Annotated in this window: 22 protein-coding genes and 1 pseudogene; 11 read left to right on the forward strand and 12 right to left on the reverse strand. The window is 62.5% G+C overall.

The genetic code is table 11. The features are described 5' to 3' along the window. Positions 1 to 11 precede the first annotated feature (11 nt). The 3 genes and pseudogenes from M1D78_RS09295 (at position 12) to M1D78_RS09305 (ending at position 3,860) form a co-directional block, all read left to right on the forward strand. The gene (locus tag M1D78_RS09295; protein ID WP_437419532.1) at positions 12 to 974 is read left to right on the forward strand and encodes a DUF58 domain-containing protein; all 963 of its coding nucleotides are present in this window, start codon (positions 12 to 14) and stop codon (positions 972 to 974) included. Next, the gene (locus M1D78_RS09300; protein WP_437419531.1) at positions 971 to 2,953 is read left to right on the forward strand and encodes a transglutaminase TgpA family protein; all 1,983 of its coding nucleotides are present in this window, start codon (positions 971 to 973) and stop codon (positions 2,951 to 2,953) included. Before M1D78_RS09295 ends, M1D78_RS09300 begins: the two co-directional genes overlap by 4 nt. Before the next feature lie 109 nt (positions 2,954 to 3,062). Next, positions 3,063 to 3,860, forward strand: a pseudogene (locus tag M1D78_RS09305) (acyl-CoA thioesterase). A gap of 11 nt (positions 3,861 to 3,871) precedes the next feature. Here M1D78_RS09305 and M1D78_RS09310 read toward each other — a convergent pair. Both M1D78_RS09310 and M1D78_RS09315 read right to left on the reverse strand, forming a co-directional pair. Continuing rightward, positions 3,872 to 4,903 carry a methyl-accepting chemotaxis protein gene (locus M1D78_RS09310; protein WP_457933586.1) on the reverse strand — a complete coding sequence of 344 codons (1,032 nt, stop codon included), beginning with the start codon at positions 4,901 to 4,903 and terminating at the stop codon, positions 3,872 to 3,874. Between the two features lie 539 nt (positions 4,904 to 5,442). Then, positions 5,443 to 6,255, reverse strand: coding sequence for a TatD family hydrolase (locus M1D78_RS09315; RefSeq protein WP_437419529.1), 813 nt, complete (start codon positions 6,253 to 6,255; stop codon positions 5,443 to 5,445). Between the two features lie 166 nt (positions 6,256 to 6,421). Here M1D78_RS09315 and M1D78_RS09320 point away from each other — a divergent pair, with 166 nt between their 5' ends. After that, a complete protein-coding gene (locus M1D78_RS09320; protein WP_437419528.1) occupies positions 6,422 to 7,834 on the forward strand; it encodes an MltF family protein in 1,413 nt (470 codons plus the stop codon). 4 nt (positions 7,835 to 7,838) lie between these two features. On the opposite strand, the gene M1D78_RS09325 is transcribed toward M1D78_RS09320, so the two are convergent. The 5 genes from M1D78_RS09325 to M1D78_RS09345 form a co-directional block, all read right to left on the reverse strand. After that, positions 7,839 to 8,855 (reverse strand): lipase secretion chaperone, encoded by a 1,017-nt coding sequence (locus M1D78_RS09325; protein WP_437419527.1) that lies wholly within the window; start codon positions 8,853 to 8,855, stop codon positions 7,839 to 7,841. A gap of 45 nt (positions 8,856 to 8,900) precedes the next feature. Further along, positions 8,901 to 9,803 (reverse strand): triacylglycerol lipase, encoded by a 903-nt coding sequence (locus tag M1D78_RS09330; protein WP_437420359.1) that lies wholly within the window; start codon positions 9,801 to 9,803, stop codon positions 8,901 to 8,903. A gap of 330 nt (positions 9,804 to 10,133) precedes the next feature. Beyond that, positions 10,134 to 10,631 (reverse strand): transcription elongation factor GreB, encoded by a 498-nt coding sequence (gene greB, locus M1D78_RS09335; protein ID WP_437419526.1) that lies wholly within the window; start codon positions 10,629 to 10,631, stop codon positions 10,134 to 10,136. Between the two features lie 37 nt (positions 10,632 to 10,668). Then, a complete protein-coding gene (locus M1D78_RS09340) occupies positions 10,669 to 13,170 on the reverse strand; it encodes an ABC transporter permease (RefSeq protein WP_437419525.1) in 2,502 nt (833 codons plus the stop codon). Next, a complete protein-coding gene (locus M1D78_RS09345) occupies positions 13,167 to 13,853 on the reverse strand; it encodes an ABC transporter ATP-binding protein (RefSeq protein WP_437419524.1) in 687 nt (228 codons plus the stop codon). Before M1D78_RS09345 ends, M1D78_RS09340 begins: the two co-directional genes overlap by 4 nt. A gap of 10 nt (positions 13,854 to 13,863) precedes the next feature. Here M1D78_RS09345 and M1D78_RS09350 point away from each other — a divergent pair, with 10 nt between their 5' ends. The 3 genes from M1D78_RS09350 to M1D78_RS09360 all read left to right on the forward strand — a co-directional run bounded on the left by M1D78_RS09350 (position 13,864) and on the right by M1D78_RS09360 (position 15,830). Further along, entirely contained in the window at positions 13,864 to 14,469 is a 606-nt protein-coding gene (locus M1D78_RS09350; RefSeq protein ID WP_437419523.1) for an arylesterase, read from the forward strand. Positions 14,470 to 14,513: 44 nt separating this feature from the next. After that, positions 14,514 to 14,792: a hypothetical protein gene (locus M1D78_RS09355; protein ID WP_437419522.1), complete on the forward strand. Its 279-nt coding sequence runs from the start codon at positions 14,514 to 14,516 to the stop codon at positions 14,790 to 14,792. Between the two features lie 72 nt (positions 14,793 to 14,864). Then, the gene (locus M1D78_RS09360) at positions 14,865 to 15,830 is read left to right on the forward strand and encodes a L,D-transpeptidase family protein (protein WP_437419521.1); all 966 of its coding nucleotides are present in this window, start codon (positions 14,865 to 14,867) and stop codon (positions 15,828 to 15,830) included. A gap of 80 nt (positions 15,831 to 15,910) precedes the next feature. Here the strand turns inward: M1D78_RS09360 and M1D78_RS09365 are convergent, their stop codons facing one another. Then, entirely contained in the window at positions 15,911 to 16,165 is a 255-nt protein-coding gene (locus M1D78_RS09365) for an Lpp/OprI family alanine-zipper lipoprotein (protein WP_014853168.1), read from the reverse strand. Positions 16,166 to 16,579: 414 nt separating this feature from the next. On the opposite strand from M1D78_RS09365, the gene M1D78_RS09370 reads away from it, so the two are divergent. Continuing rightward, positions 16,580 to 16,855 carry a GNAT family N-acetyltransferase gene (locus M1D78_RS09370; RefSeq protein WP_437419520.1) on the forward strand — a complete coding sequence of 92 codons (276 nt, stop codon included), beginning with the start codon at positions 16,580 to 16,582 and terminating at the stop codon, positions 16,853 to 16,855. A 71-nt stretch (positions 16,856 to 16,926) separates the two neighbouring features. Here M1D78_RS09370 and M1D78_RS09375 read toward each other — a convergent pair whose 3' ends face one another. Then, positions 16,927 to 18,003, reverse strand: coding sequence for a 3-deoxy-7-phosphoheptulonate synthase (locus M1D78_RS09375; RefSeq protein WP_437419519.1), 1,077 nt, complete (start codon positions 18,001 to 18,003; stop codon positions 16,927 to 16,929). 250 nt (positions 18,004 to 18,253) lie between these two features. Here M1D78_RS09375 and M1D78_RS09380 point away from each other — a divergent pair, with 250 nt between their 5' ends. Both M1D78_RS09380 and cysB read left to right on the forward strand, forming a co-directional pair. After that, the gene (locus M1D78_RS09380; RefSeq protein WP_437419518.1) at positions 18,254 to 19,204 is read left to right on the forward strand and encodes a putative 2-dehydropantoate 2-reductase; all 951 of its coding nucleotides are present in this window, start codon (positions 18,254 to 18,256) and stop codon (positions 19,202 to 19,204) included. A gap of 255 nt (positions 19,205 to 19,459) precedes the next feature. Next, the gene (cysB, locus tag M1D78_RS09385; RefSeq protein ID WP_437419517.1) at positions 19,460 to 20,434 is read left to right on the forward strand and encodes an HTH-type transcriptional regulator CysB; all 975 of its coding nucleotides are present in this window, start codon (positions 19,460 to 19,462) and stop codon (positions 20,432 to 20,434) included. Positions 20,435 to 20,470: 36 nt separating this feature from the next. Here the strand turns inward: cysB and M1D78_RS09390 are convergent, their stop codons facing one another. After that, complete coding sequence (locus M1D78_RS09390) at positions 20,471 to 21,205, reverse strand: phosphoadenylyl-sulfate reductase (protein ID WP_457933560.1); 735 nt, start codon at positions 21,203 to 21,205, stop codon at positions 20,471 to 20,473. A 187-nt stretch (positions 21,206 to 21,392) separates the two neighbouring features. Between M1D78_RS09390 and thrH the strand changes: the two genes are divergently transcribed. Next, entirely contained in the window at positions 21,393 to 22,010 is a 618-nt protein-coding gene (thrH, locus tag M1D78_RS09395) for a bifunctional phosphoserine phosphatase/homoserine phosphotransferase ThrH (RefSeq protein ID WP_437419516.1), read from the forward strand. Positions 22,011 to 22,033: 23 nt separating this feature from the next. Here thrH and pabB read toward each other — a convergent pair whose 3' ends face one another. Next, positions 22,034 to 23,383 carry an aminodeoxychorismate synthase component I gene (gene pabB, locus M1D78_RS09400; RefSeq protein ID WP_437419515.1) on the reverse strand — a complete coding sequence of 450 codons (1,350 nt, stop codon included), beginning with the start codon at positions 23,381 to 23,383 and terminating at the stop codon, positions 22,034 to 22,036. Between the two features lie 43 nt (positions 23,384 to 23,426). Next, the gene (locus tag M1D78_RS09405) at positions 23,427 to 24,410 is read right to left on the reverse strand and encodes an alpha-L-glutamate ligase-like protein (protein ID WP_437419514.1); all 984 of its coding nucleotides are present in this window, start codon (positions 24,408 to 24,410) and stop codon (positions 23,427 to 23,429) included. Between the last annotated feature and the right edge of the window lie 2 nt (positions 24,411 to 24,412).

A 24,412-nucleotide genomic window follows, 5' to 3' on the forward strand; every position in this document is an offset into this window, starting at 1 on the left:
AGCGCGGCGACATGAGATGGCTGCCCCGGCTCCGTGAGCGTTGGCTGTTGCAACGTATTCCGCCCGGGCCGAGCGTGCGCCTGGACCAGCGTCGGATCTTCATCATGCCGACGGGTATCGGCCTGACGTACCTCGTCGCAATGGTGCTGATGCTGCTGGCTGCCATCAATTACCAGAACAGCCTGGCTTATGCGCTGACCTTTCTGCTTGGCTCGGTGTACGTCGTAGCGATTCTGCATACCTGGCGCAACCTTGCCGGGCTCATTCTGCAGGCGGCCGGCGCCGAGCCGGTGTTTCTCGGCGAGCAGGCACGTCTGCGGGTCCGGCTCGAGAGTCCCGGTCGCGCCTACCAGGCGGTCGCGCTGGGTTGGCCGCGAAGTGGTCTACAGGTGCTCGATGTGCCAGCGGGCGGAACCTGCGAGGTTGAACTCAGCCTGCCGACCGATCGGCGTGGCTGGCTTCGGCCTGGGCGTTTGCGCGTCGAGAGCCGTTTCCCGCTTGGCATCCTGGTGGCGTGGAGCTGGGTCGACTTGCAGTTGGCGGCGCTCGTCTATCCGCGGCCCGAGGCGGCCAGCCTGCCGGCCAGAGTCGGTGAGGGCGATGACGAGGACCCGGGCCTGCATGCAGCCGGGCGCGGCGTCGATGATTTTCAGGGGTTGCGCCAGTGGCAGCCGGGCGACTCGAGGCGTCGCCTGCACTGGAAAGCGTTTTCACGCGGGCAGGGGCTGCTGGTGAAGGATTTCGCTGCCCTGGCCGGCCAGGAGCCGCTGCTTGACCTGGAGGCGCTGGGCGGCGATCTGGAGTCGCGGCTGTCGGTACTTTGCCACTGGGTGGTCGAGCTGTCGGCCCGTCAGCAACCGTTTAGCCTGAAACTTAGCGGCCAGCCGGTTGGCCCGGACCTTGGCACCGACCATCGCGCGCTGTGTCTGCGCGAACTCGCGTTGTTTGGCCAAGCACAGGAGCGAACCGCGTGAGTGCGGTGCAGCCGATTCCGCGAAACGGTCTGGTGTGGCTGCTGGTCGCCCAGGTGCTGGTCATCGTCCCGCACCTGGGCCATTTGCCACTGTGGATCATTGGGCTATGGCTGGGCTGCGCGATCTGGCGCGTGCAGATATTCCGCATGCGCGCCGCGTACCCACGACCCTGGGTAAAGGCAGCGATGATGGTCGGAACCGCGGCGGGGGTCTACCTGTCTCGCGGCAGCCTGATCGGGCTCGATGCCGGCGCCGTGCTGCTGATCGCCGCCTTCATTCTGAAACTGGTCGAGATGCGCAGCCGCCGGGACGCACTGGTGCTGATCTTCTTGGGCTTTTTCGCGGTGGTGACCAGTTACCTGTTCAATGACTCCCTGATCGCGGGTGTGTATAGCCTGCTGCCGGTTACTGCCTTGCTCGCCGCGATGATCGGCTTGCAGCAGAGCCGTGTCGAAACTCACCCCTGGCCGACGCTGCGCCTCGCTGGCTCGCTGCTTCTTCAGGCCGTCCCGCTGATGCTGGTGCTGTTCGTGTTCTTTCCGCGGTTGGGGCCGTTGTGGTCATTGCCGCAGCCGAGTGGGCAGGGTGTGACGGGCCTAGCAGACAGCATGTCGCCAGGAGACATCGCACAGCTTAGCCGCTCCAGCGCGTTAGCGTTTCGCGCCAGCTTCGAGGGCCCGGTCCCGCCGCGTGACGCGCTCTATTGGCGAGCGGTTACCTTCGAACGCTTCGATGGCCGACGTTGGTCTCAGGCCGTCACCGGTACCTTCGGGCCGTCACCGGCATGGGAGCCGGCGGGCGAACCGCTGAACTACAGCATCGTCATGCAACCCAGCGGGCGGCCCTGGTTGTACGCGCTGGACGTCCCCGAGCTGCGCGTGGCCGATGCGCGGCTGATGCCCGACTTTCACCTCCAGCGTGCGCGACCGGTGGACCAGCCCGTTATGTATGGCGTCAGGTCCTGGCCGCAGGCGCAACGCGAGCCTGCCGCGCCGGCTGAGACGCTCGAACGGTCGCTGCAATTGCCGGCAGGCGGTAACCCGCGCAGCCGAGAGTGGGCGGTCGCGCTTCGCCGTCAGCACCCTGAGCCCGAGGCGCTCGTGCAAGCGCTGCTCTCGCACTTCAATCGGGAGCCCTACGCGTACACGCTTCGGCCGCCATCGGTAGGCTCGCACATCGTCGATGGTTTTCTTTTCGATACGCGCCGCGGCTTCTGTATTCACTACGCCGGTGCCATGACCTTCGTGCTACGGGCGGCTGGCATTCCTACACGTGTCGTGGCGGGCTACCAGGGTGGCGAACTGAACCCTTCAGGAAATTATCTAGCCGTTCGCCAGCTCGATGCTCATGCGTGGGTCGAGTACTGGGTGCAGGGGCGCGGCTGGGTCAGCGTGGACCCGACCTTCCAGGTGGCCCCTGAGCGTATCGAGCGGGGGCTCGAAGAGGCACTGGCCGACGAGCAGGAGCTGTTCGACGACACGCTGATGAATTTGCGGCGCTACCGTGACCTCGGCTGGCTCAACGAGCTGCGCTTGAATTGGGACAGCCTCAACTACGGATGGCAGCGCTGGGTTCTTGGCTATCAGGGCGAGCGGCAGATGGACCTGCTTCGCGGTGTGTTCGGCAAGCTCGACGGTGGTCGGCTCGGGGTGATCATGGTGGCCATTGGCGCAGCGTTGATCCTGGTTCTCGCTCTAGTCCTGCTCAAGCCCTGGGCCCGTGAACGCGATCCCCAGCTGCGACTCTTTCGCGGTTTCGAGCGCGCCCTGGCGCGGCGTGGCGTTACGCGCGATCGGGGTGAAGGTGCGCGTGATTTCGCCGAGCGGGCCGCCCGCGCCATCCCAGAGGCGGCCGAGCCGATTCGCCGCTTCGCCGAGGGCTACGAACGCGCGCGTTACGGCGGGCATGCTGACGCACTGCCAGAGGTACAACGCTTACTGAAGTACCTCAGGCGGCGTCTGCGACTGCGGTGGCGCTGATCCGAACTCCCCATTGACGACCGCAATGGCAGACCAATCAGCAGATTTGCCTGCTACCGCCGTGTGCCACTGCGCCTTAGGATGTCGGCAAATCTGACGAGAGACCGAGATGACACTGTCCGAACTGATTCAAGCGACGCGCGACAATCCCCGGGACGTGATAATCCCGCCCAGCTGGGGCCAAGGCCGAGCTGGTTTTGGCGGGCTCGTGGCTGCGCTTGTGTAGGAAGCGATGCAAGCGCAAGTGCCGGCGGACCGCCCCGTGCGGTCATTGGCGATCACCTTCGTTGGACCGCTGCAGGTCGACACGCCCGTGAGCGTCGAGGCCGAAATTCTGCGTGAGGGGCGGGCGGTAAGTCAGGTACTCGGCCGCGCCGTGCAAGGTGGGCAGGTAGTGACCTTGGTGCAGGGTAGCTTCGGGGCGCCGCGCGAATCGGCCGTGCGTGTCGAGGCGGAGCCTGCGCCGGACCTTCCTCCAGTCGCGAGCTGCCAGGAATTGCCTTATGTCCCCGGTATGACGCCCGAATTCACGCGCCATCTGGCAATGCGCTGGGGAATCGGTGGGCTGCCTTTTTCCGGCAACCGCTCGCGGGAGATGGGCGGCTGGGTTCGCCAACGGGGCGACATCGTTCGCGAGCCAGTGACGGTCTCACACCTGCTGGCGCTCGTCGACGCCTGGCCGCCGGCTGTATTGCCACATCTCACAGGCTTCGCGCCGGGCAGTTCGCTGACCTGGACGATTGAGTTCGTCCAGCCACTGCCGGCAATCGACACCCATGATTGGTGCCGCTATCGGGCGCTCATCGAGCACGCTCGCGACGGCTACGGCCATTGCGCGGCTGGCCTGTGGACGGCTGAGGGCGAACTGCTCGCGCTGAGCCGCCAGACGGTGACGGTGTTCGGCTAGCGCAATGCAGCTTAGAGCTTGAATTGCTGAATGGCCTTGCCGAGGTCACCTGATAGCGCCGCGAGCTCAGCACTTGTGTTGGCCGAGGCGATTGTCTGCTGCACCGTTTGTTCGGTCACATCGCGTATGCCGGTCACGGCGCGGTTCAGCTCTTCGGCGACCGCGCTTTGCTGGTCGGCGGCAACTGCAATCTGCGTATTGCTATCGCGCATCTGCGCAACCGCCAGGGTGATCGCTTCGAGCGCGGTGCCGGCCTCTTGGGCCTCGCGCACGCAACCGTCGGCCTGTAGCGAGCTCTCGTTCATGAACTCCACCGCGTCGCGTGTCATCGACTGCAAGCCCGTCACCATCTGGGTGATTTCATCCGTCGAAACCTGAACCCGCTTGGCGAGGTTGCGTACCTCGTCGGCGACCACTGCAAAGCCACGGCCCATTTCGCCGGCGCGTGCCGCCTCGATGGCCGCGTTGAGCGCCAGCAGGTTGGTCTGCTCGGCGATACCGTGGATTACCCCGACGACGCCGTTGATTTTCTGGCTGTCGGCGGCGAGCTGGCCAATCGTTTCGGCGGTCTGCTGGACACCCCGCGACAGGTTGGATATGGATCGTTCCACCCGCGCCACGACCTGCTGCCCCTCGCTGGCAAGCCCGTCCGCATGCTGCGACTGATCGCGGGTTGCACGGGCATGTTCGGCGATATGGTGAACGGTGACGGTCATCTCGTTGATCGCCGTGGCTGCCTGGTCAGTTTCACTCTGCTGCCCGATCATGCCCCGGCGCACGTCGCTCATGCCGGCAGCCAGGTGCCCGGCGCCTTGGTCCAAACGGGTGGCAGCCTCGGCAACAGTGCCTACTATTCGCTGGTAGCCGGCCTGCATGGCATTGAACGCACCGGCCATCTGGCCAACCTCGTCGCGGCTGTCGAGCGGAACACGCACGGCCAAGTCACCGCTGCGCTCCACATGCAGCATCACGTCCTTCAACGTGTTCAGGTGGCTCAGCAGGAAGCGGATCAGCACTTGTGAGGCCGCCAGCAGGATCAGCATCAACAAGGCGACGGCCAAGGCGTAGCTCCAGAAGTGCGCACGCAGAAGCTGCAGCACGCTTGGTGAGCGCGCCACGATAGCAAGCGTTTCGTTCGATGCTGTCCTGAGCAGAGCGGCGCCGACGGCAGGCGATTCGGCGAACAGGCGATCATGGGCAAGCCCGATCCAGCCCTGCGTGGCCGGGAGCGGCTGGCCATCGACACGGATCGGCTGACCGGCTGGCGACTGAACGATCTGCTCAAGCGCGGGTAGTGGCGCATCTTGCGGCCAGGCCTGCATGACAGCAGCGAGCCGCTGCGCGTTTGCCTTGGCGTCTTCGCTGCGCGCGTTTTGCTCCAGCTGCAGGGCGAACAGCACCAGCAATAGGGCGATGGCGAAGCTCACCATGTTCAGGGCCCAGAATTTGTACTTCAGCGACAGGTCACGAATCCAGAGAAGCATGAGTGCCCTTACTTTTTCAGGCGGAGGGGCAGGCTGACTCGGCAGCCTGAAAGTCGAGAATCAGTTCATATAACGGCAGCCTGCTTGTCGGCTTTAGCTCAGCGCTGATCGACCGTGCCCAGACCGAAAAATGCGCGGGCCGTTGCGGTGGTCTGTGCAGCCAGGATGTCTTCGCTTTGCTGGCGGTGGTGTGCGACCTCCCGCAGCACTTCGGTCAGGAAGGCCGGTTCGTTGTGACCGCTTTTCGGCTTCGGTCGCAGGGTGCGGGGTAGCAGATAGGGCGCGTCGGTTTCCAGCATCAGACGGTGGTGCGGGATGTCACGAACTAACGGGTGCAAGTGGGTGCCGCGGCGCTCGTCGCAGATCCAGCCGGTGATGCCGATGTGCAGATCCAGATCGAGGTAGCGATACAGCGCCCGCTGTTCACCGGTGAAGCAATGGATCACGGCGGCCGTCAGGCGATCACGGTAATCCGCGAGGATCTCGACCATGCGCACGTCTGCGTCGCGTTCATGCAGGAATACCGGCAGGCCAGTTTCCACAGCCAGTTGGAGGTGTTCCTCCAGCACGCGCTCCTGTTGAGCGCGAGGCGATAGGTCGCGGTTGAAGTCCAGCCCGCATTCACCTACGGCACGCACCTCCGGCTCCGCCAGCAAGTCTCTGAGCAGGGCGATGCTGTCGGATGTCCATTGGCGAGCGTCGTGGGGGTGGACGCCTGCGGTACAGAACAGCCGTCGCTGGCATTCGTCCAGTTCGCGGCACAGCCGCAAGGCCGCTTCGCTCTCGTCGAGGCTGGTGCCCGTCAAAATCATCTGCGCGACGCCCGCCGCCTCGGCGCGCGCCAGGACCTCAGACGCGCGCTTGGCAAGGGATGGGTGGGTCAAGTTGACGCCAATATCGACGAGTTGCATGGCCGCCTCGCTTATAAAATCAAAATATAAATATATGAATCAGTGAGTTGCGATTCATTCTTCACGTCATATATGCGGGGCGACTGGCAGCTTCGCTCGCGCTGTGACAATCTTCGCGGCCCCACGGTGGCTGCTCCGCCTGGCTGCCCTGATTTCGAGCTGTTCGATGACCCGATTACTGCCTCTTTTGATCTGCCTGTTGGCGCTCGCTGCGCCCTGGCCGGCGATTGCGCGCGTGGTCGGGCCGGTAGCCTGGCAATCGGGCGATACGGTACGCGATCTCGCTGAGATTCGCCGCAGTGGTGTGTTGCGCGTACTGGTCAACCAGAGCCGCAATAGTTCAGGTGAAGTTAGGGGCGAAGCCATTGGCGTCGAGTATGTCCGGCTGCGTGCGTTCGAGCAGTTTCTCAATCGCAGTGGCAAGGGCATGCCCATCCATCTGGAAATTGTGCCCAGGGCGAAGGATCAGTTGCTTGCCGCGCTGCAGCGCGGCGAGGGCGACCTTGTGGCCCCCGGCGAGCTGCTCGACTCAGGCCCCGCTCGTAATGTCAGTCGCAGCCGGGCAGTGGTCGACGATGTGTCGATGATTCTTGTTGGTCGCCAGGGCGGCCCCCGTTACCAGCGGCTGCAACAACTATCAGGCCGGAGCCTCGCGTTACCTGCGGGGAGTGCTGCCGGGCCACTGCTGGCGCAACTGAACCGCGAGCTGATGAAGGCCGGCAAATCGCCGATTGCCATCGAGTGGGTCGACCCTTCGCTGGCAGTCGAAGACGTGCTGGAGATGGTGCAGGCTGGCATCTACACCGCCACGGTCGTGGAAGACACCATTGCCAAGCGTTGGGCGAAGGTGATGCCGAAACTGCGCCTTGAAACGGGGCTGGCGCTTGGCAAGCCGGCCGATATGCACTGGTTCGTGCGCCAGGATGCACGCACCCTGCGTGCCAGGGTCGACCGTTTCCTGGAGCGATACAGCCCGCCGGACAATCAGGACGCAGCGTTCGTGCGCGTCTATCGGCGGCTGTATCGGGTGCAGTATCCGCTCGACCGGTTAGGTCGGCAGAGGCTGGAAAAGGTGCGCCCGACATTGCAGCGGTACGCCGAACAGCAGCAGCTCGACTGGCTTAATCTGGCGGCGGTGGCGTTCAAGGAGTCCACGCTGAACCCGGCTGCTCGGGGCGCCGCCGGTGCGACGGGCCTGATGCAGGTGACGCCCGCCACGGCGCGCAGTATGGGCGTACGCGACATCGGTACGCTGGATAACAACGTGCTGGCCAGCGCGAAGTATCTCGCAAGCATCCGTCAGCAGTTCTTCGCCAGTAGCCGGCTCAATGACCGCGAGCGGATGGCCTTCGTCCTAGCGGCCTACAACCTCGGGCCCCAGCGGGTGCAAGGCCTTCGCGCCGAGGCGCGGCGACGCGGGCTGAACCCTGACCAATGGTTCTTCCAAGTGGAGCGGATCGCCATGGAGACCATGGGGATGGGAGTGGTCAGTTACGTCAACGCCGTGAACAAGTACTACTTGGCCTATTCTCGCGAGCGCTACCTGCTCGAAGGGGCACCTCAGAGCGCGGCCAAATAAGCGTTCAATCGTGTTCCCGGGCCGCCAGCTCTTGCGCGGCGGCCAGGCGCAAGCGTTCCGCATCATTGAATCGCTCTTCTGCCAGGCGGGTGACTGCGGCACGTTTGTCGATGTCGCTAAGGCCGCGACTGCGCTCGATGCGTGACTTCTCGCTCAGGTAATCGACGAGCCGCTGCCGCCATGCCTGTCGGTCGGTATCCAGCTGCTCCAGCCGTTTCGTGGCCTCATTGCCGACCCATTGTTGGCGCAGCGCACGGAGCGCCTCGGGTGTACCGCCAGACGCCTGCAAGATACGCGTTTGCTCGCTCAGTTCGGTGTGCATCGTGGGCGCCAGGGTTTCGATCCAATCGGTGGGCGCTTGCTTTAGAAGCCGGTCCAGCGCTTCGCCCTTGGTGCGCGCATCGAGAAGCGGATCCTGACGAATGGCCAGCCGCTGCAAGGTGGACCGATCCAGCGCTTCTTCGTCCGCAAAGAAAGCGCGGTGGGCCTGCTCGCTGAACAGTTCTCTGCGCAAGCGTTCCGCTGCCTCCAAGCGCGCGTGGAGTGCGGCCAGGTCGGGCTGGACCGGATGGGCACTTTCGAGCTGAAGCAGCCGGCGCTTGTAATCGAGATAACGGCCGAGCAGGTCGAGCGCCTGGCTGCGGGCAGGCTGCATGAGTTGCGTCTCGAGATGGCGACGCAGCCGGCCGACGCTGGTTTCAAGCGGCTCCTCGCCGATGGCGCTTAGGAAATAGTCGAAGCGTTGGCGCAGGCTCTGATCGACCACCAAGTTGCCAGCCGTGTCCACCTGCAAACTGCCATCGAGCTGGGTCTGAATGAACGACGCGGGCAGGCGGCCCACCTTCTCAGGGGTTGGCTCGGCGCGGTTGGGCGCCGGCGCTGCTTCGCCATTGTGTGCGCCAACCTGAATAGGTGGTGCTTTAAGGGCTGTGTCGGGCTGTAGGCCAGGTGCATCGCGCTGGCCGAATATGACGAAGCCGCCAGCCGCGGCCAGCACGAACAGGAGTGCGAGAATCTTCATCACGAGTCGATGCCTCGAAAGGCCGGGGCCGAGGCCCCGGGTTGTTCACAGACCGGCGTTCTTCAGCCGGTTGGCGTGCTGCCGGTAGACGGCGACCGGGTCCGTCTCGAACAAGCTGGTCAAGCCGAATACCTGATTGACCTCGTCGAGATGATTCATGCGGTAGTTGTCCCGAATAACCATCCCCAGGTGCGAGCTGCAACGCCCGACGAGGCCATCGGTGGGCTCGTTGAAGGCCAGCGCTGCAGCACCCATCATGGCGTCGCTTACGTCCAGTGGATTGGTCAGCGGGCTAGTACCGCTCCAGGAGTAGTAGCGCACCCCATTAACTTGATAGGCGCCTTCACCGCATGCGGTCGTGGGGATGCCTTGCGGATACTTGGCGTTGAAGCGGGCCGCGCCTTCGCTGTTGAGCGACTCCAGGCTGCCCAGCGAGTTCTGCGGCGCGGTGCTGCTACTGCCGGACAGGAAGTTGATCAGCGCGCCCATGCCGTTGACCAGGCCCGCCACGATGGCTTCTTCCGTCGAGCCTTCTGGGATCCTGCGCAGCAGGTCGGCCACGTCCGAACCTTTATGCGGGCCGCCAACACTGGTCACCGAGGCGACCAGATCAGGCCTGACCGCTGCAACGTACCGGATCGTTGGGCCTCCGTGGCTGTGCCCGATTAGGTTGACCTTTTGCTTGCCGCTGATCGCTACGATTTCCTCGACCTGCGCGAGAAGTTCTTCGCCGCGAAGCTCGGAAGTATTCAACTGGCTGACTTCGGTGACATAGACCTTTGCGCCATCTCGTCTGAGTGCGCTGGGAATGCCGTACCAGTAGTCGACGCCCAGAAGGCTGTCGAAACCGAGCATGCCGTGGGCCAAAACGATGGGATAGCGTGTTTCGGTGTAGCCGCCGGAGCCAAATAGCCCAGCATTGACGTCGCCTGAAACGGAAAGCGCCATGCTGAGCGAGAGAGCAAACACTGTCTTGTTCTTGTTCATCGGTGCACTCGTCTATAGGTGAATGGGATCAGCGCAATCCTTGGCTATCCACCGCGCGCCCGCGCGTACCGCAGTTTCAAGATTGGCAGGATCCATGCCAGCCACACGGCAGCCGCACGCATCCTCTCTGATACGCGCGCTAGCGCGTTCGATGCGCTCCGCAGGCATAGGCGTGACGTGTTACCCGATGGTCGCAGTGTTTCGGAAAGTGATGCCGATTGTGATCATCCTGCACATTGGGCGCATGATCGCAGAAGATAATGACTTATGAGTCTTTTCGAGGCTGAATGGTCACGGGTAGTCGATCGCAACGATGTACCACTCTTTAGGGCCGGTCGGTGTATCGACCCGAACCTCCGCGTCCAGCGGCTTGCCAACCAGGGCGCGCGCCAGCGGTGAGTCGATGCTGATATACCCATTCTTCAGGTCCAGTTCGTCAGGGCCGACAATCCGATAGCGGCCTTGCTCACCGTCTTCGTCCTCGACAGTTACCCAGGCGCCGAAATAAACCTTGCCGGGGTCGCTGGGACGGTCCTTGACGACCTTGAGTTTCTCGAGCCGCTTGGTCAGGAAGCGGACGCGGCTATCGATTTCACGCAGCATCTTCTTGCCGTAGGTGTACTCGGCGTTCTCCGAACGGTCGCCCTGAGCGGCGGCTTCACTGACCGATTGGGTAACCTTCGGGCGTTTGACGTGCCACAACTCGTGCAGCTCGGCGCGTAGTCGTGCCTCACCCTCAGGGGTGATCAGCGGTGTTCCAGCGGGGCGGGGTGGGCGGTAGCGGCTCATGGTCTTCCGGTCGGTAAAGGGGCGGTGGGGAGGTGCGTCAATTTTCGCGCAGCACGTTGAGCGGGCTGGCGTTGAGCGCCCGACGCGTTCCGATCACGCCCGCCGCGCCTACCAGGACAGCGCCGATCAGGGGTAGCACTAGCAGCCAGGGATGCGGTTGCCATTGCAGGTCGAACACGAAGCGATAGAGCAACGCGCTAACCAGCTCGCAGCCCAGTGCAGCAAGGGCGCCACTGGCCGCGCCAAGTACCCCAAACTCAGTGCGGCGGGCTCGTATCAGCAGTCGCCGCTCGGCACCCAGCGCCCGAAGCAGGGCGCCCTGACGGATGCGTTCATCCAAGGTGGCCTGCAGCCCGGCGAACAATACGGCCAGCCCGGCCGCCAGCACGAACATCAGAACGTACTCTACGGCGATCGACACCTGTCCCAGGATGCTGCGCAACTGAACCAGCAGCGCGTCGACCTGCAGCACCGTAGCGGCGGGGAAGTCCCGCGCCAGCCTGACCAATTCCCGCTCATTGCCGGCTGGCAGGTGGAAGCTGGTCATGTAGGTGGTGGGCATGTCCTGCAGCGTGCCCGGTTCGAAGATCATGTAGAAGTTGGGCTGGAAACTGTCCCAGTTGACCTCGCGCAGGCTTGTCACCACCGCATCGCGAGTAACGCCACCGACGGTAAAGCTGAGCCGGTCGCCAAGGGCTAACTGCAAGCTTTCGGCCAGCTCCGCTTCGACGGAAACACCAGGCAGCTCGCCAGGTGTGCCGCCCCACCATCGGCCTTCAATGATCCGGTTATCCGTGGGCAGTTCCTGCGCCCAGGTCAGGCTGAGATCACGGCGAATGGCGCGCTCGCCCTGGCTGTCCTTCGTGACCTGCTGACGAACAGGCTCGCCATTGATTGCCACGAGTCGCCCCGGTACGACCGGGTACAGGGGCGCGGCGCGGTCCGACAGCGCGGTGATGCGCTCGGCAAAGGCGTCGCGCTCGGCCGGCAGTACGTTGAGCACGAAGTGATTCGGCGCGTCATCTGGCAACTGATCCTGCCAGGTGTCGAGCAGTTCGCCGCGCAGCAAGGCGATCAGCGCCATCGCTAGCAGGATCAGGCCGAATGCCAATGACTGGCCAGCGGCGGCGAGTGGGTGGCGCAGCAACTGGCCCAATCCAAGGCGCCAGGGAAGCGATGCTCCAGAGAGCAAGCGGCGCAATCCTCGTAATGTCAGCAACAGCAGCCCGCCAAGCACCACGGTTGCCAGTAGCCCGCCGCCCAGCAGCGCCAAGGTGAGGCGTAGGTCCAGGCTCAGGCGCCACATGATGACACCCAGCGCGACAACCGCAGTGCCATAGACGAGCCAAGAGCTTGCCGGCACGGGAAGCATGTCGCGGCGCAACACACGCAGCGGCGGTACACGCCCTAGTGCCGCGAGCGGCGGCAAAGCGAAACCGGCGAGGGCGACCAGACCGGTCGCCATGCCGGCAAGTGCTGGCCAGGGTGTAGCCGGTGGGATCTCGTTGACGATGAGCTCGCGCAGCAGATGGAACAGCCCGAGCTGTGCCGCCCAACCTAGCAGCGCGCCGACAGCGCAGGCGACCAGCCCGAGGTAACCGAGCTGAAGCGTGTAGAGCATCAACGCTTCTCGACGCGACAGGCCAAGGCAGCGGAGCAGGGCGCTGGCATCGAAGCGGCGTGCGGCGAACCGGGCAGCGGACAGAGCGACGGCGACTCCCGCCAGTAGCACCGCCGCCAGGCTGGCCAGGTTCAGGTAGCGCTCCGCTCGGCCTAGGGCGCCGCCGATTTGCCGGTTGCCATCCTTGGGCGTCTCGATGCGCTGGTTGGGTTCCAGGGTCTCTTTTATAGCGGTCTGGTAGGCCTGGAGGCGCTCGCTCGGGCCGCGCCACAAGTCGCGATAGCGAACGCGGCTACCCGGCTGAACGACCCCGGTCGCCTCTAGGTCGTCCAGATGCATGAGCACGCGTGGCGTCAGGCTGTAGAAATCGCCCACCCGGTCGGGCTCGTAGGTCAGTACACGAGTCAGGCGCAGCGGTTTATTGCCGACTTCGATCTCGTCACCGATTTGCAGGTCCAGCGCGGCGAAGAGGCGCGCCTCCGCCCAGGCTTCACCTGGGGCCGGGCCCGTGCTTGTTTGCTCCGGCTCGTAGGGCGCTGGCGCGCTGCGCAGCGCGCCTCGCAGCGGGTAGCCACTACCTGCCGCCTTGACGCTAGACAGCTGCAGGTTCTCATCGGTTGCAATGACGCTGGAGAATTCCACCACCTGAGCGTGGTCCAGCTGCAGGCGGCGCCCGGTCTCGATCTGTTCCGGCTGGGCGGGCGTGCTGCCGCGCAAAACCAGGTCCGCGCCAAGAAACTCGGTAGCACGCAGTTGCATGGCATCGTTCAGGCGGGCACCAAAGTAGCCAATGGCGGTACTCGCCGCCACGGCGATGACCAGGGCGAAGAACAAGACGCGCAATTCGCCGGCACGGGCGTCCCGCCATAGCTGGCGTAGGGCGAGGAGGGCAAGCCGGCTGGCTGGGACGCGCATCATGATGAGACGCCGTCGGTAACCAAACGCCCCGCTGCGAGACGAATCGAGCGACGGCATCGCTGCGCCAGGCGCTCGTCATGAGTGACCAGCACGAGCGTGGTGCCGCGCTCTCGGTTCAGCTCGAAGAGCAGTTCAGTGATGGTCGCACCGGTGTGCGTGTCGAGGTTGCCGGTCGGCTCGTCGGCGAACAGCACGTCCGGCTCGGCAGCGAATGCGCGAGCCACGGCGACGCGTTGTTGTTCGCCGCCTGAGAGTTGACGCGGATAGTGATGCAGGCGCGAGCCGAGACCGACTCGGTCGAGCAGTTCGGTCGCGCGCGCTTCGGCGTCCGGACGGCCGTGCAGCTCCAGCGGCAACATGACGTTTTCCAGCGCATTGAGGCTGTCGAGCAACTGGAACGATTGGAAGACGAAGCCGACGTGTTCGGCGCGAACCCTGGCACGCTCATCCTCATCGAGCGAACCCAGCGAATGCCCCGCGAGCTGAACCTCACCGGAGCTGGGAAGATCGAGCCCGGCCAGCAGGCCAAGCAACGTCGACTTGCCTGATCCGGACGTGCCGACGATTGCGAGGCTGTCGCCTTTGTCGAGGTCGATGGTCAGGTCTTCGAGGATCACCAGCTCGCCTTCCGCGCTGGGTACCACTTTGCTAAGGTTCCGGGCATTGAGAATGCTGGCGCTCATGAAGAATCCGATGCGTATGTGGCTGAAGGGTGGGGTTCTACTGCTGTTGTGCTGGGCCCAAGGGGCTGCGGCAGGCACGGTGCTGGTGGTCGGGGATAGTATCAGTGCCGCTTTCGGGCTGGAAACCAGCCAGGGTTGGGTGCATCAGCTCGATGAACGCCTCAAGCAGCGTGGGGATGAGCACCCTGTGGTGAACGCCTCGATTACCGGCGACACCACGGCCGGCGGGCTTTCCCGCTTGCCCACGTTACTCGCCGAGCATGATCCGGAGATCGTCATTCTGGAGCTTGGCGGCAATGACGGACTGCGTGGCCAGCCCCCGTCGCAAATGAAACAGAATCTTTCCCGGATGGTGTCGCTCGCGCGGGAGTCCGGTGCTCGGGTGGTGCTGCTGGGAATGCGCCTGCCACCGAATCTGGGCCAGCGCTACACCACGGCTTTCGCCGATGCGTTCGACTCGCTTGCGCAAGAGCAGCAATTGGCCTATGTACCGTTCCTGCTCGAAGGCGTGGGAGGCGTGGCGGGGATGATGCAGCCTGACGGGGTCCATCCGACGGCGGGCGCCCAGGAGCGACTGCTGGAAAACGTCTGGCCGGTGCTGGAGCCCTTGCTTTGACACGTGGGCGCGGCTACTGTCGCGCCCCTTGATTGGAGCCTCAGATGCCGCGGCCTGCCTGGACACTTTTCGCCTATCGACTGATCGAGCCTGACGAGCAGTTTGACTTGTTTGCGTGCCGCGAAAATCGGTTCCATCTTGCGCTGCGTCAGCTCGAGCTAGACGGTCGGGTGGATCGAACATTGTGCGGAGGTTTTCTTCCTGCTCGGCCTCGCTGGCAGGATCTACAACGCCCCGCGCTCAAAGATCAGCGCCTGTGCGCGGCCTGTCGCGACGTGCTACAGGCGCAGCGTCGTGGCCTTCCGTCTGCCACGAACGCCTAGTAGCTCCGCGTTTTCACTGGCTTCGCGTACAATGCGGGCATTTTCATCACCGTCGTTTTCAAGGATCTCTGAATGCCCTCGCGCGCGTTTGCAGTCGCCTCCTGTGTGTCTATCGCCGCTTTGCTGAGTGCCGGGCCTAGCGCTGCGCTCGAACTGCCTTTACCGCCGGAAGGCGAAGACGTGGTTGGCCAAATCCAAGTGGTCAAAGCCAAGTATGAAGACACCTTCGCAGCGCTGGGTGAAGCGCACGACCTGGGCTACCTCGAAATGGTCGCCGCCAACCCCGGCGTGGACCCGTGGCTGCCGGGCGAAGGAACGGACATCATCTTGCCAACGCGCTATATCCTACCGCCGGGCCCGCGCGAAGGAATTGTCATCAACCTTGCCGAGTATCGCCTGTACTACTACCCCAAGGGCGAGAACGTGGTGCATACGTTTCCACTGGGCATCGGCCGCGAGGGTTGGGGATCGCCTGTCGGCAACACCCGAATTTCTGCAATGACCAGCAACCCGGCCTGGTATCCGCCTCAGTCGATTCGTGACGAGCACGCGGCGGAGGGCGATCCACTGCCAAAGGTCGTCCCGCCGGGGCCGGACAATCCGCTTGGCCCCTACAAGATGAATCTGGCGATTCCGGGTTACCTGATCCACGGCTCGAACAAGAAGTTTGGCATCGGCATGCGGGTTAGCCACGGCTGCTTCCGCATGCTCAACCACAACGTTCTGGAATTGGCTGGTTTGGTCAAGGTGGGAACGCCGGTGCGTATCATCGACGAGCCTTACAAGTTCGGCGTGAGTCAGGGCAAGGTCTATCTCGAGGCGCACACACCTTTGCAGGATGAAGATCACCATATGACCCTGATGGATAAGCATGCCGTGGTGATCAATACGTTGCTCAAGCGTGACGAGGCCGCGAATGGCGTGCAGCTTGATTGGGAGATGATTCGCGAGATCGTTGCCGGAGAAGACGGCCTGCCAATCCAGATTGCGGACCAGACTCAGGCATTGGCTGCGGCAGAAGAGGAACAGATTTTCTAAGCATCGTCCTCGGGCATCGCCCAAATGACGCCCATAAAAAAGCCGACCTGTCTGCAGGTCGGCTTTTTTTCGCCTGAAGCTTACTTGCGGCTGGCGCGTTCCAGCATACGCAGAGCACGCTCGTTGGCTTCGTCAGCAGTCTGCTGAGCCTTCTGAGCTGCCTGCAGAGCCTCGTCGGCCTTGCTGTACGCTTCGTCAGCGCGAGCCTGAGCACGGGCAGCAGCATCTTCGGTAGCGGTCAGACGGGCTTCGCTTTCCTTGGTCATGCTGTTGCTGCAACCAGTGGCCAGAACTGCGGCGAATGCCAGAGCAGAAAATTTCAGAACGTTGTTCATCGTGTTCCCCTTAAGGATGGAATCCATGGCAACTTCCGTTATGGAAAGTTGGCGCGCACATACTACCTATTAGTTGCGCTAAGTAAACTGAGTCAAGCAGCTACTGCACAGTTTTTTCTGCAAACTCGTTATGTGCAAAGCGTCTCCCGGTTTGACTGCTCAAAAAGCAATCAAAGAGGGCCACTTGCATACGGTACATGGACCGGGGGCACACCGGAAAGTTGCAGTTTGCCCAACTTGCAGTTATCAATTGCGCGCTGGAAAGATTTACCTGCAGGGAGGCATCTAAAGGGTTTGTGGCTGCGCAGGGCTGGCAGTAGCATGCACCTTTCAAACTAACAACAATGAAGCGAGCGCCCCTCATGGCGCGACCCTTCGCATCGGCAGGCAGGGCAAGCCTGCAGGGGAGGCCATATGAGCGAGCAGCTGACTATCCGTCATGACCAGGCGGGCCACCAATTCGAGACGACGGTGGATGGCTATCGCGCGTACCTGGCTTACGTGGACCTGGGCAAGCAAACGCTGGATATCTACCGCACCTTCGTTCCGGATGCCCTCCGTGGGCGTGGCGTCGCGGCAGCACTCACGCAGCATGCGTTGGACTATGCCGCCCGGGAAGGATTTACCGTCATACCCTCCTGCTCATACGTCGAGCGTTACATGGAGCGGCAGGCCGAGCAGGGTAGCTAGCCATCTTGGCTGCGTTACTAAAAAGAAACCCCGCCTAGGCGGGGTTTCTTTTTGCGCATGTCGTTCAGTGCTCAGCTACGGTCCCGCTTGGGCAACACCTCTTTTAATTTCTGATGCATGCCACGGATCGCTTTTTCGGTCGCCGCCCAGTCGATACAAGCGTCGGTGATCGAGACGCCGTACTTCAGGTCCGCCAGGTCCTTCGGAATCGACTGGCTGCCCCAGCCGAGATGACTTTCCACCATCAAACCGACAATGGAGTTGTTGCCTTCCAAGATCTGGTTGGCCACGTTATCCATGACCAACGGCTGCAGCGCCGGATCCTTGTTCGAGTTCGCATGGCTGCAGTCGACCATAATGTTTGGGCGAATCCCGGCCTTGTTCAGCGCCTGTTCGCAAATTGCGACACTCACCGAGTCGTAATTGGGCTTGCCGTTGCCCCCGCGAAGCACGACATGGCCGTACGCATTTCCTTTCGTGGTGACGATCGATACGCCGCCGGACTGGTTAATGCCGAGGAAACGGTGCGGGCTGGACACCGACTGCAGCGCATTGATCGCCACGGTCAGGCTGCCATCGGTGCCGTTTTTGAAACCCACGGCCGAAGACAAGCCCGACGCCATTTCCCGATGTGTCTGGGATTCAGTGGTGCGCGCGCCTATGGCGGACCAGCTGATCAGGTCCTGCAAATATTGCGGGGAGATCGGGTCGAGCGCCTCGGTCGCGGTCGGCAAGCCCATCTCGGCCAAGTCGAGCAGCAGCTGGCGACCGATATGCAAGCCGTCCTGGATCTTGAACGAGTCATCCATGTACGGGTCGTTGATGAGCCCCTTCCAGCCAACTGTTGTGCGTGGCTTTTCGAAATAGACCCGCATGACGAGGAAGAGGCTGTCGGCGACCTCGGCAGCCAAGCCTTTTAGGCGCTCGGCATATTCGTGCGCCGCCTTCAGGTCATGGATGGAGCATGGGCCCACGACCACGAACAGGCGATGATCCTTGCCGTCGAGGATGTCGCGTACGACCTGGCGACCCTTGGATACTGTCTGCAGCGCGGTCGCGGTCAGTGGAATTTCACGCTTGAGCTGGTCCGGAGTAATCAGGGTTTCGTTGGACGCAACGTTAAGGTCATCGATCGGTAAATCAGCCATCGTGTTACTCGTCAGGGTCACGGGTGCCGTCCGCCAGCCATCCCGGTGCGGCGGATCAGAGCGTGGGGCGCAGCGGGGAAGCGGAACCTTATCGCGGATGCACCGCCCCGACAATGGCCGGGAAGTCGTACGGCCGGGCGGTACCGGCTCGATTCAACGAAGGCTGGGAAGCCAGGCCACGACACTGCTAATGTTTCGCATCGCGCCCGGGCGCGGCAGTTTCTTACCTGATCGTTGAGTGGAGTGTTTCATGACGGCTACAAGCCCTCGAATCGGCATCATCGGCACAGGCGCCATTGGCGGTTTCTACGGCCTGCTGTTGGCACGGGCCGGCTACGACGTGCATTTCCTGCTGCGCAGCGAGTATGAAGCGGTCGTCCAGAACGGCTTGCGAGTAAACAGTGCGGTGCATGGCGACCTGCATCTTGCCGAGGTCCAGGCCTACCGGCAGGTGACCGACATGCCCAAATGCGACTGGCTATTAGTCGGCGCCAAGAGCACGAGCAACCAAGACCTGGCCCCGCTGATTGCCAACGCCGCGGCGGACAATGCCAACGTCGTGGTGTTGCAGAATGGTCTTGGCGTGGAGGACGCGCTGCGTCAGACGCTTTCCCCGAAACTGCACCTGTTGGGCGGGTTGTGTTTCATCTGTGTTCATCGCTCTGCACCCGGCGTGGTCGAGCATCAGGCGCTCGGTGGGGTCAACCTGGGTTATCACTCCGGCCCGGCGGTCGACGCGCAGCAGCAATCTATCCTCGAAGATGGTGCATCGATGTTCCGTAACGCCGGCGTCGATTCGAGCGTGGCACCTAATCTGGCGCAGGCGCGCTGGCAGAAATTGGTTTGGAACATGCCTTATAACGGCCTTTCTGTTCTGCTGAACGCCGGCACCACGCGGTTGATGGCGGACCCCGACAGCCGTGCACTGGTGAAAGCCATCATGGAAGAAGCCTGCGGTGCCGCGGCGGCATGCGGCTATCCGCTGCCGGAGGTGCTGGTCGATCGCATGCTGAAATCGACCGATCACATGCCTGACTATCTGCCTAGCATGTACCACGATCGCAAGGACGGACGACCGATGGAGCTCGATGCGATCTACGCCGCGCCGCTCGCGGCTGCCGAGCAGGCCGGATTCGCCATGCCCCGTGTGGAGTCTCTGTATCGTGCCTTGCGTTTTCTGGAAACCAGTGCCGATCGGTAGCGACGCGGTGCGAGGTAGTGCTTTTCGGGCGGCCTGCTAAGCTCAGATCATGCCGTTTCGGCCAGGTTTCTCTGCTCCGCGATAGCGCAGCTGCGCCACTTATTGAGGCGCAGCTTGATCGGCGTCTCATGTCGGTGTGGCGTGATGGCTGCCGTACAGACCGGCCTGGACGATATGGCCTAGAATCCGCGTCATTGCTGTAGAGCGGTTATAAGAAAGGGCCGCGCGCAGCGTCTTTGGTCTTGAGGGATCTCTATGAAGCTTCAGCAACTGCGTTACATCTGGGAGGTGGCGCATCATGACCTCAACGTCTCGGCGACCGCGCAAAGTCTTTTCACCTCGCAGCCCGGTATCAGCAAACAGATTCGCCTGCTCGAAGATGAACTTGGTGTCGAGGTATTTGCGCGCAGTGGCAAGCACCTTACCCGTGTGACGCCGGCAGGCGAGCGAATCATCGCCACAGCCGGAGAAATTCTTCGCAAATGCGAAAGCATCAAGCAGATTGCCCAGGAATTTTCCAACGAGAAGCGTGGCACGCTCAGCATCGCCACCACTCATACCCAGGCGCGCTATGCGTTGCCGCCCGTGATCAGCCGGTTCATCAAGCAATACCCTGATGTTTCGCTGCACATGCACCAGGGTACGCCGACCCAGATCGCCGAGATGGCCGCCGATGGCACCGTTGATTTTGCGATTGCTACCGAAGGCCTGGAGTTGTTCGGCGACTTGGTCATGATGCCTTGCTACCGCTGGAACCGTTGCGTAGTGGTGCCGCAGGACCATCCGCTCAGCAAACGCGGAAAGCTGACGCTCGAGGCGCTGGCCGAATATCCGATCGTGACCTACGTGTTCGGCTTCACTGGCCGTTCGAAACTCGACGAAGCCTTCAGCCACAAGGGCCTGGCGCCCAAGGTGGTGTTCACCGCAGCCGACGCGGACGTGATCAAAACCTATGTCCGACTGGGGCTCGGTGTGGGCATCCTGGCGCGCATGGCGGTCGATGCCGAGCTTGACCCAGATCTTGTCGTACTTGATGCCAGCGAGTTGTTCGAGCCGAGCGTGACGAAAATCGGCTTTCGTCGTGGCACCTTTCTGCGCGGCTTCATGTGCGATTTCATCCAGACCTTCGCCCCGCATCTGGACAAGGACATGCTCGAGCGGGCCGTCCAGTGCCGCAACAAGGCGGAGCTGGACGAGTTGTTCGATCACGTCGACCTGCCGACCTTCTAGCAGGGCCGGCGGCAGAGCTGGTGCGGGAAAGAGTAGTCAGGCCTTCGCGATCAGGTTCCCGGCATGCAACCCGCATTCCTTCTGGGTGGACTCCTCCCACCACCAACGCCCCTCGCGCTCATGCTGGTTCGGTAACACCGGGCGTGTACAGGGCTCGCATCCGATGCTGACGAACCCTCGCTCGTGCAGGCTGTTATAGGGAATTTCGAGCATGCGAATGTAGCCCCAGATTTCCTCGCTGGTCATCTGCGCCAGAGGGTTGAACTTGTACAGTGTATTTTCCGGCGTGGAGAAAGCCGTGTCGATCTCGAGTACCGATACCTGGCTACGGGTGCCTGGGCTCTGATCGCGCCGTTGCCCTGTCGCCCAGGCCCGTACGTTGGCCAGCTTACGGCGCAGCGGCTCGATCTTTCGGATGCCACAGCATTCGCCATGGCCGTCGCGGTAGAAACTGAACAGCCCCTTCTCGTTGACCATCGGCTGTAGCAGGGCTGGGTCCGGAGTCATGATCTCGATGGCAACGCCGTAGTGCTCGCGTACCTGCTCGATAAAACGATAGGTTTCGCTGTGCAGGCGGCCGGTGTCGAGCGTGAATACCTTTACGTTCTTGTTCAGCTTCCAGGCCATGTCGAGCAGGACGACATCTTCGGCACCGCTGAAGGAGATCCACAAGTCGTCTCCGAACAAGTCGAACGCGAGTTGAAGGATTTGTTGGGGAGACTTGCCGGCGTAGGCGGTTGCCAGCTCGGCGACATCAATAGATTGGCTCATCAGGCAGGCTTCCTTGGTCTGGCGCTTAGCGCTCTTCGCAGGCCGCGAATGGTAGCAAAGCCGCTTTATTCCGCTAAATAACGTTTCGGCAATTTAACTCATGCTTGTGGGAATAAGCGTTGCGTTGCGTCCACGGGGCCTAGTGGTTAGAGTGCCGGCTCCATTTTTATGCTGTGAGGAGTGGCCCGTGGAAATTGCCTGTCTCGACTTGGAAGGTGTGCTGGTCCCGGAAATCTGGATCGCCTTTGCCGAGGCCACCGGAATCGAATCGCTGCGGGCCACCACACGGGACATTCCCGATTACGACGTATTGATGAAGCAGCGCCTGCGCATTCTCGACGAGCACGGGTTGAAGCTGGCGGACATTCAGAAAGTCATCTCGACCCTCAAGCCGCTGGATGGCGCCATCGAGTTCGTCGACTGGCTGCGCGAGCGATTCCAGGTGGTGATCCTGTCGGACACTTTTTACGAGTTTTCTCAGCCGCTGATGCGCCAGTTGGGCTTCCCCACATTGCTCTGCCACCGCCTGATAACCGATGACAACGACCGTGTCGTGGATTACCAGCTGCGCCAGAAGGATCCCAAGCGCCAGTCCGTAATCGCGTTCAAGAGTCTCTATTACCGCGTCATCGCGGCGGGCGATTCCTATAACGACACCACCATGTTGGCCGAAGCGCACGCGGGCATCCTGTTCCACGCGCCGGACAACGTGATTCGGGAGTTCCCGCAGTTCCCGGCCGTGCATGACTTCGATGCGCTCAAGCAGGAATTCATCAAGGCATCCAATCGCAAGCTGACCCTCTGACCAGGTTTGCAAGGTCCGTCAGGTCAAGGCTTGGCGGGCCCTTCCAGCGTAGCCAGCAATACCCCCACTTTGTCCATCGACTCGCGGTGCTCGTCCTGCCAGTTCGAGTCCGCGACGATCCCTCCACCGCCCCAGCAGGCCGCGCGACCGTTTTTCATCAACAGCGAACGGATGGCGATGGAACTGTCCATCTCGCCTCGCACATCCAGATAAAGCAGTGAGCCGCAGTAGATTGCGCGACGGGTGGGTTCCAGCTCGTCGATGATCTGCATTGCGCGGATCTTTGGTGCGCCGGTGATGGAACCGCCGGGAAAACTGCCTGCCAGCAGGTCCAAGGCATCCTTCTCAACCGCCAGAGTGCCGGTCACGCAACTGACCAAGTGGTGGACGTTCGGGTAGCTCTCCAGGCTAAAGAGTTCCGGTACGCGGACGCTACCAATCTGGCAGGTGCGGCCGAGGTCGTTGCGCAACAGATCCACGATCATCAGGTTTTCCGCTCGATCCTTCGGGCTGGCAAGCAGCGCCTGGGCCTGCTCGGTATCCGCCTCAGGATCAGTCTGGCGCGGGCGGGTGCCCTTGATTGGGCGGGTTTCCACCTGGCCTTGGGTCAGGCGCAGGAATCGCTCGGGAGAAAGGCTGACGATGGCATCCTCTCCGAGCGAGACGAATCCGGCATAGGGTGTCGGGCACGCTGCGCGCAGGCGCCGGTATGCCTGCCAGGGGTCGCCCGCATAGGGCGCCTGGAAGCGTTGGGCAAAATTCACCTGATAGCAGTCGCCGGCTCGGATGTAAGCCTGTATCCGTTCGATTGCGGCGTGGTACTGAGCAACCTGCAGGTCCGGTTTGAAAGGGCACAACAGCTGAAACGGGGCGGGCGGATCGGCAGGCTCGCTTTCGAACCGCGCGATGATACGTTGGCGCTCGCTGTCGGCAAGGCTGGGATGAAATACCAGCTGGCAGGTTTCGAGTTGGTGGTCGGTGACCAGGGCCCAGGCGTAAAGCCCAAGGCGGGCATCCGGCAGGTCCAGGTCGTCGCTGGTCTGTCGGTTCAGTCGCTCGAGCCGGGTGCCGAAGTCATAAGCCAGAAAGCCAAGCAATCCGCCGGTAAACGGCAGCGCCAAGCCTGCCGGCACATCGGCTGCACCGAGTGTCCGCAATGCGGCCCGTAATCGGTTGAAGAAGGCTTGGCCAGATTCGTCCTGCCCGGGCTCCAGCAGCTGCTGCGGCCAGGCACTGAGCAAGTCGTAGCGGCCTCGGGTGGCGACAGGGCGGCCCGAGTCGAGCAGCAGCGCGCCAGGCTCGTTCCGGATGCGCTCGAACCAAGGCGCTGGATCGGCGAGATAGGGCAGTGGGTGAATCGAGCAGAAGGGCATCGAGTGAGGTCGGTCATTGACCCGGCGCCGGCCGGGTCGTGGATCATGCGTGGCTCGGGATATGACCGAACAGTTCCTGGGCGAAGCGGACGCGTTCTTCGGGCGTTTCCTGAATGCCTTTTTCCTTGAGCGCCTCGATCCGGCTCTCGATGGCGTGGGCCCGGTGAGTCAGCCCACTGTCGTTGGCGATCTGGATATTCAGGCCGGGGCGCGCGTTGAGCTCGAGGATCAACGGGCCCTTGTCCTGATCGAGCACCATGTCGACGCCGATGTAGCCGAGTCCGCACAACTCGTAACAGCCAGCGGCCAGCTTCATGAAGCCATCCCAGTTGGGCAGCTGTACGCCATCCACCGCGTTGGTCGTGTCGGGGTGCTTGGTGATCTTGTTGTTCAGCCAGGTTCCGCGCAGGGTGATGCCGGTGGCCAGGTCGACGCCGACGCCAATCGCGCCCTGGTGAAGGTTCGCCTTGCCGCCGGATTGTCGGGTTGGCAGGCGCAGCATCGCCATTACCGGGTAACCCATGAGCACGATGATGCGAATGTCCGGTACACCCTCGTAACTGATGCTCTTGAAGATTGGGTCCGGCGTGACGCGGTACTCGATCAGCGCGCGGTCGCGGTGCCCGCCGAGCGAGTAAAGCCCGGTGAGGATGTTCGAGATCTGATGTTCGATTTCCTCGTGGGTGATGATCTTGCCGGACACCGTTCGGTAGCGCCCCTCGAAGCGGTCGGCGATAACCAGAATGCCGTCACCGCCTGCGCCTTGGGCAGGCTTGACCACGAAGTCGACGTGGTCTTTGACGATGTCCTTGAGCTTGTCGATGTCCTTTTCCGTTTCGATGATGCCGTACAACTCCGGCACGTCGATGCCGGCCTCGATCGCCCGTTCCTTGGTGATGATCTTGTCATCGACGATAGGGTACAGGTGGCGCTTGTTGTACTTGAGCACATAGTCCGCGTTGCGGCGGTTGATACCCATGATGCCCTTGGCTTCAAGGGCCTTCCACGTCTTGATCAGACCGAACATGG

It is taken from the genome of Pseudomonas sp. SA195 (assembly GCF_054131565.1).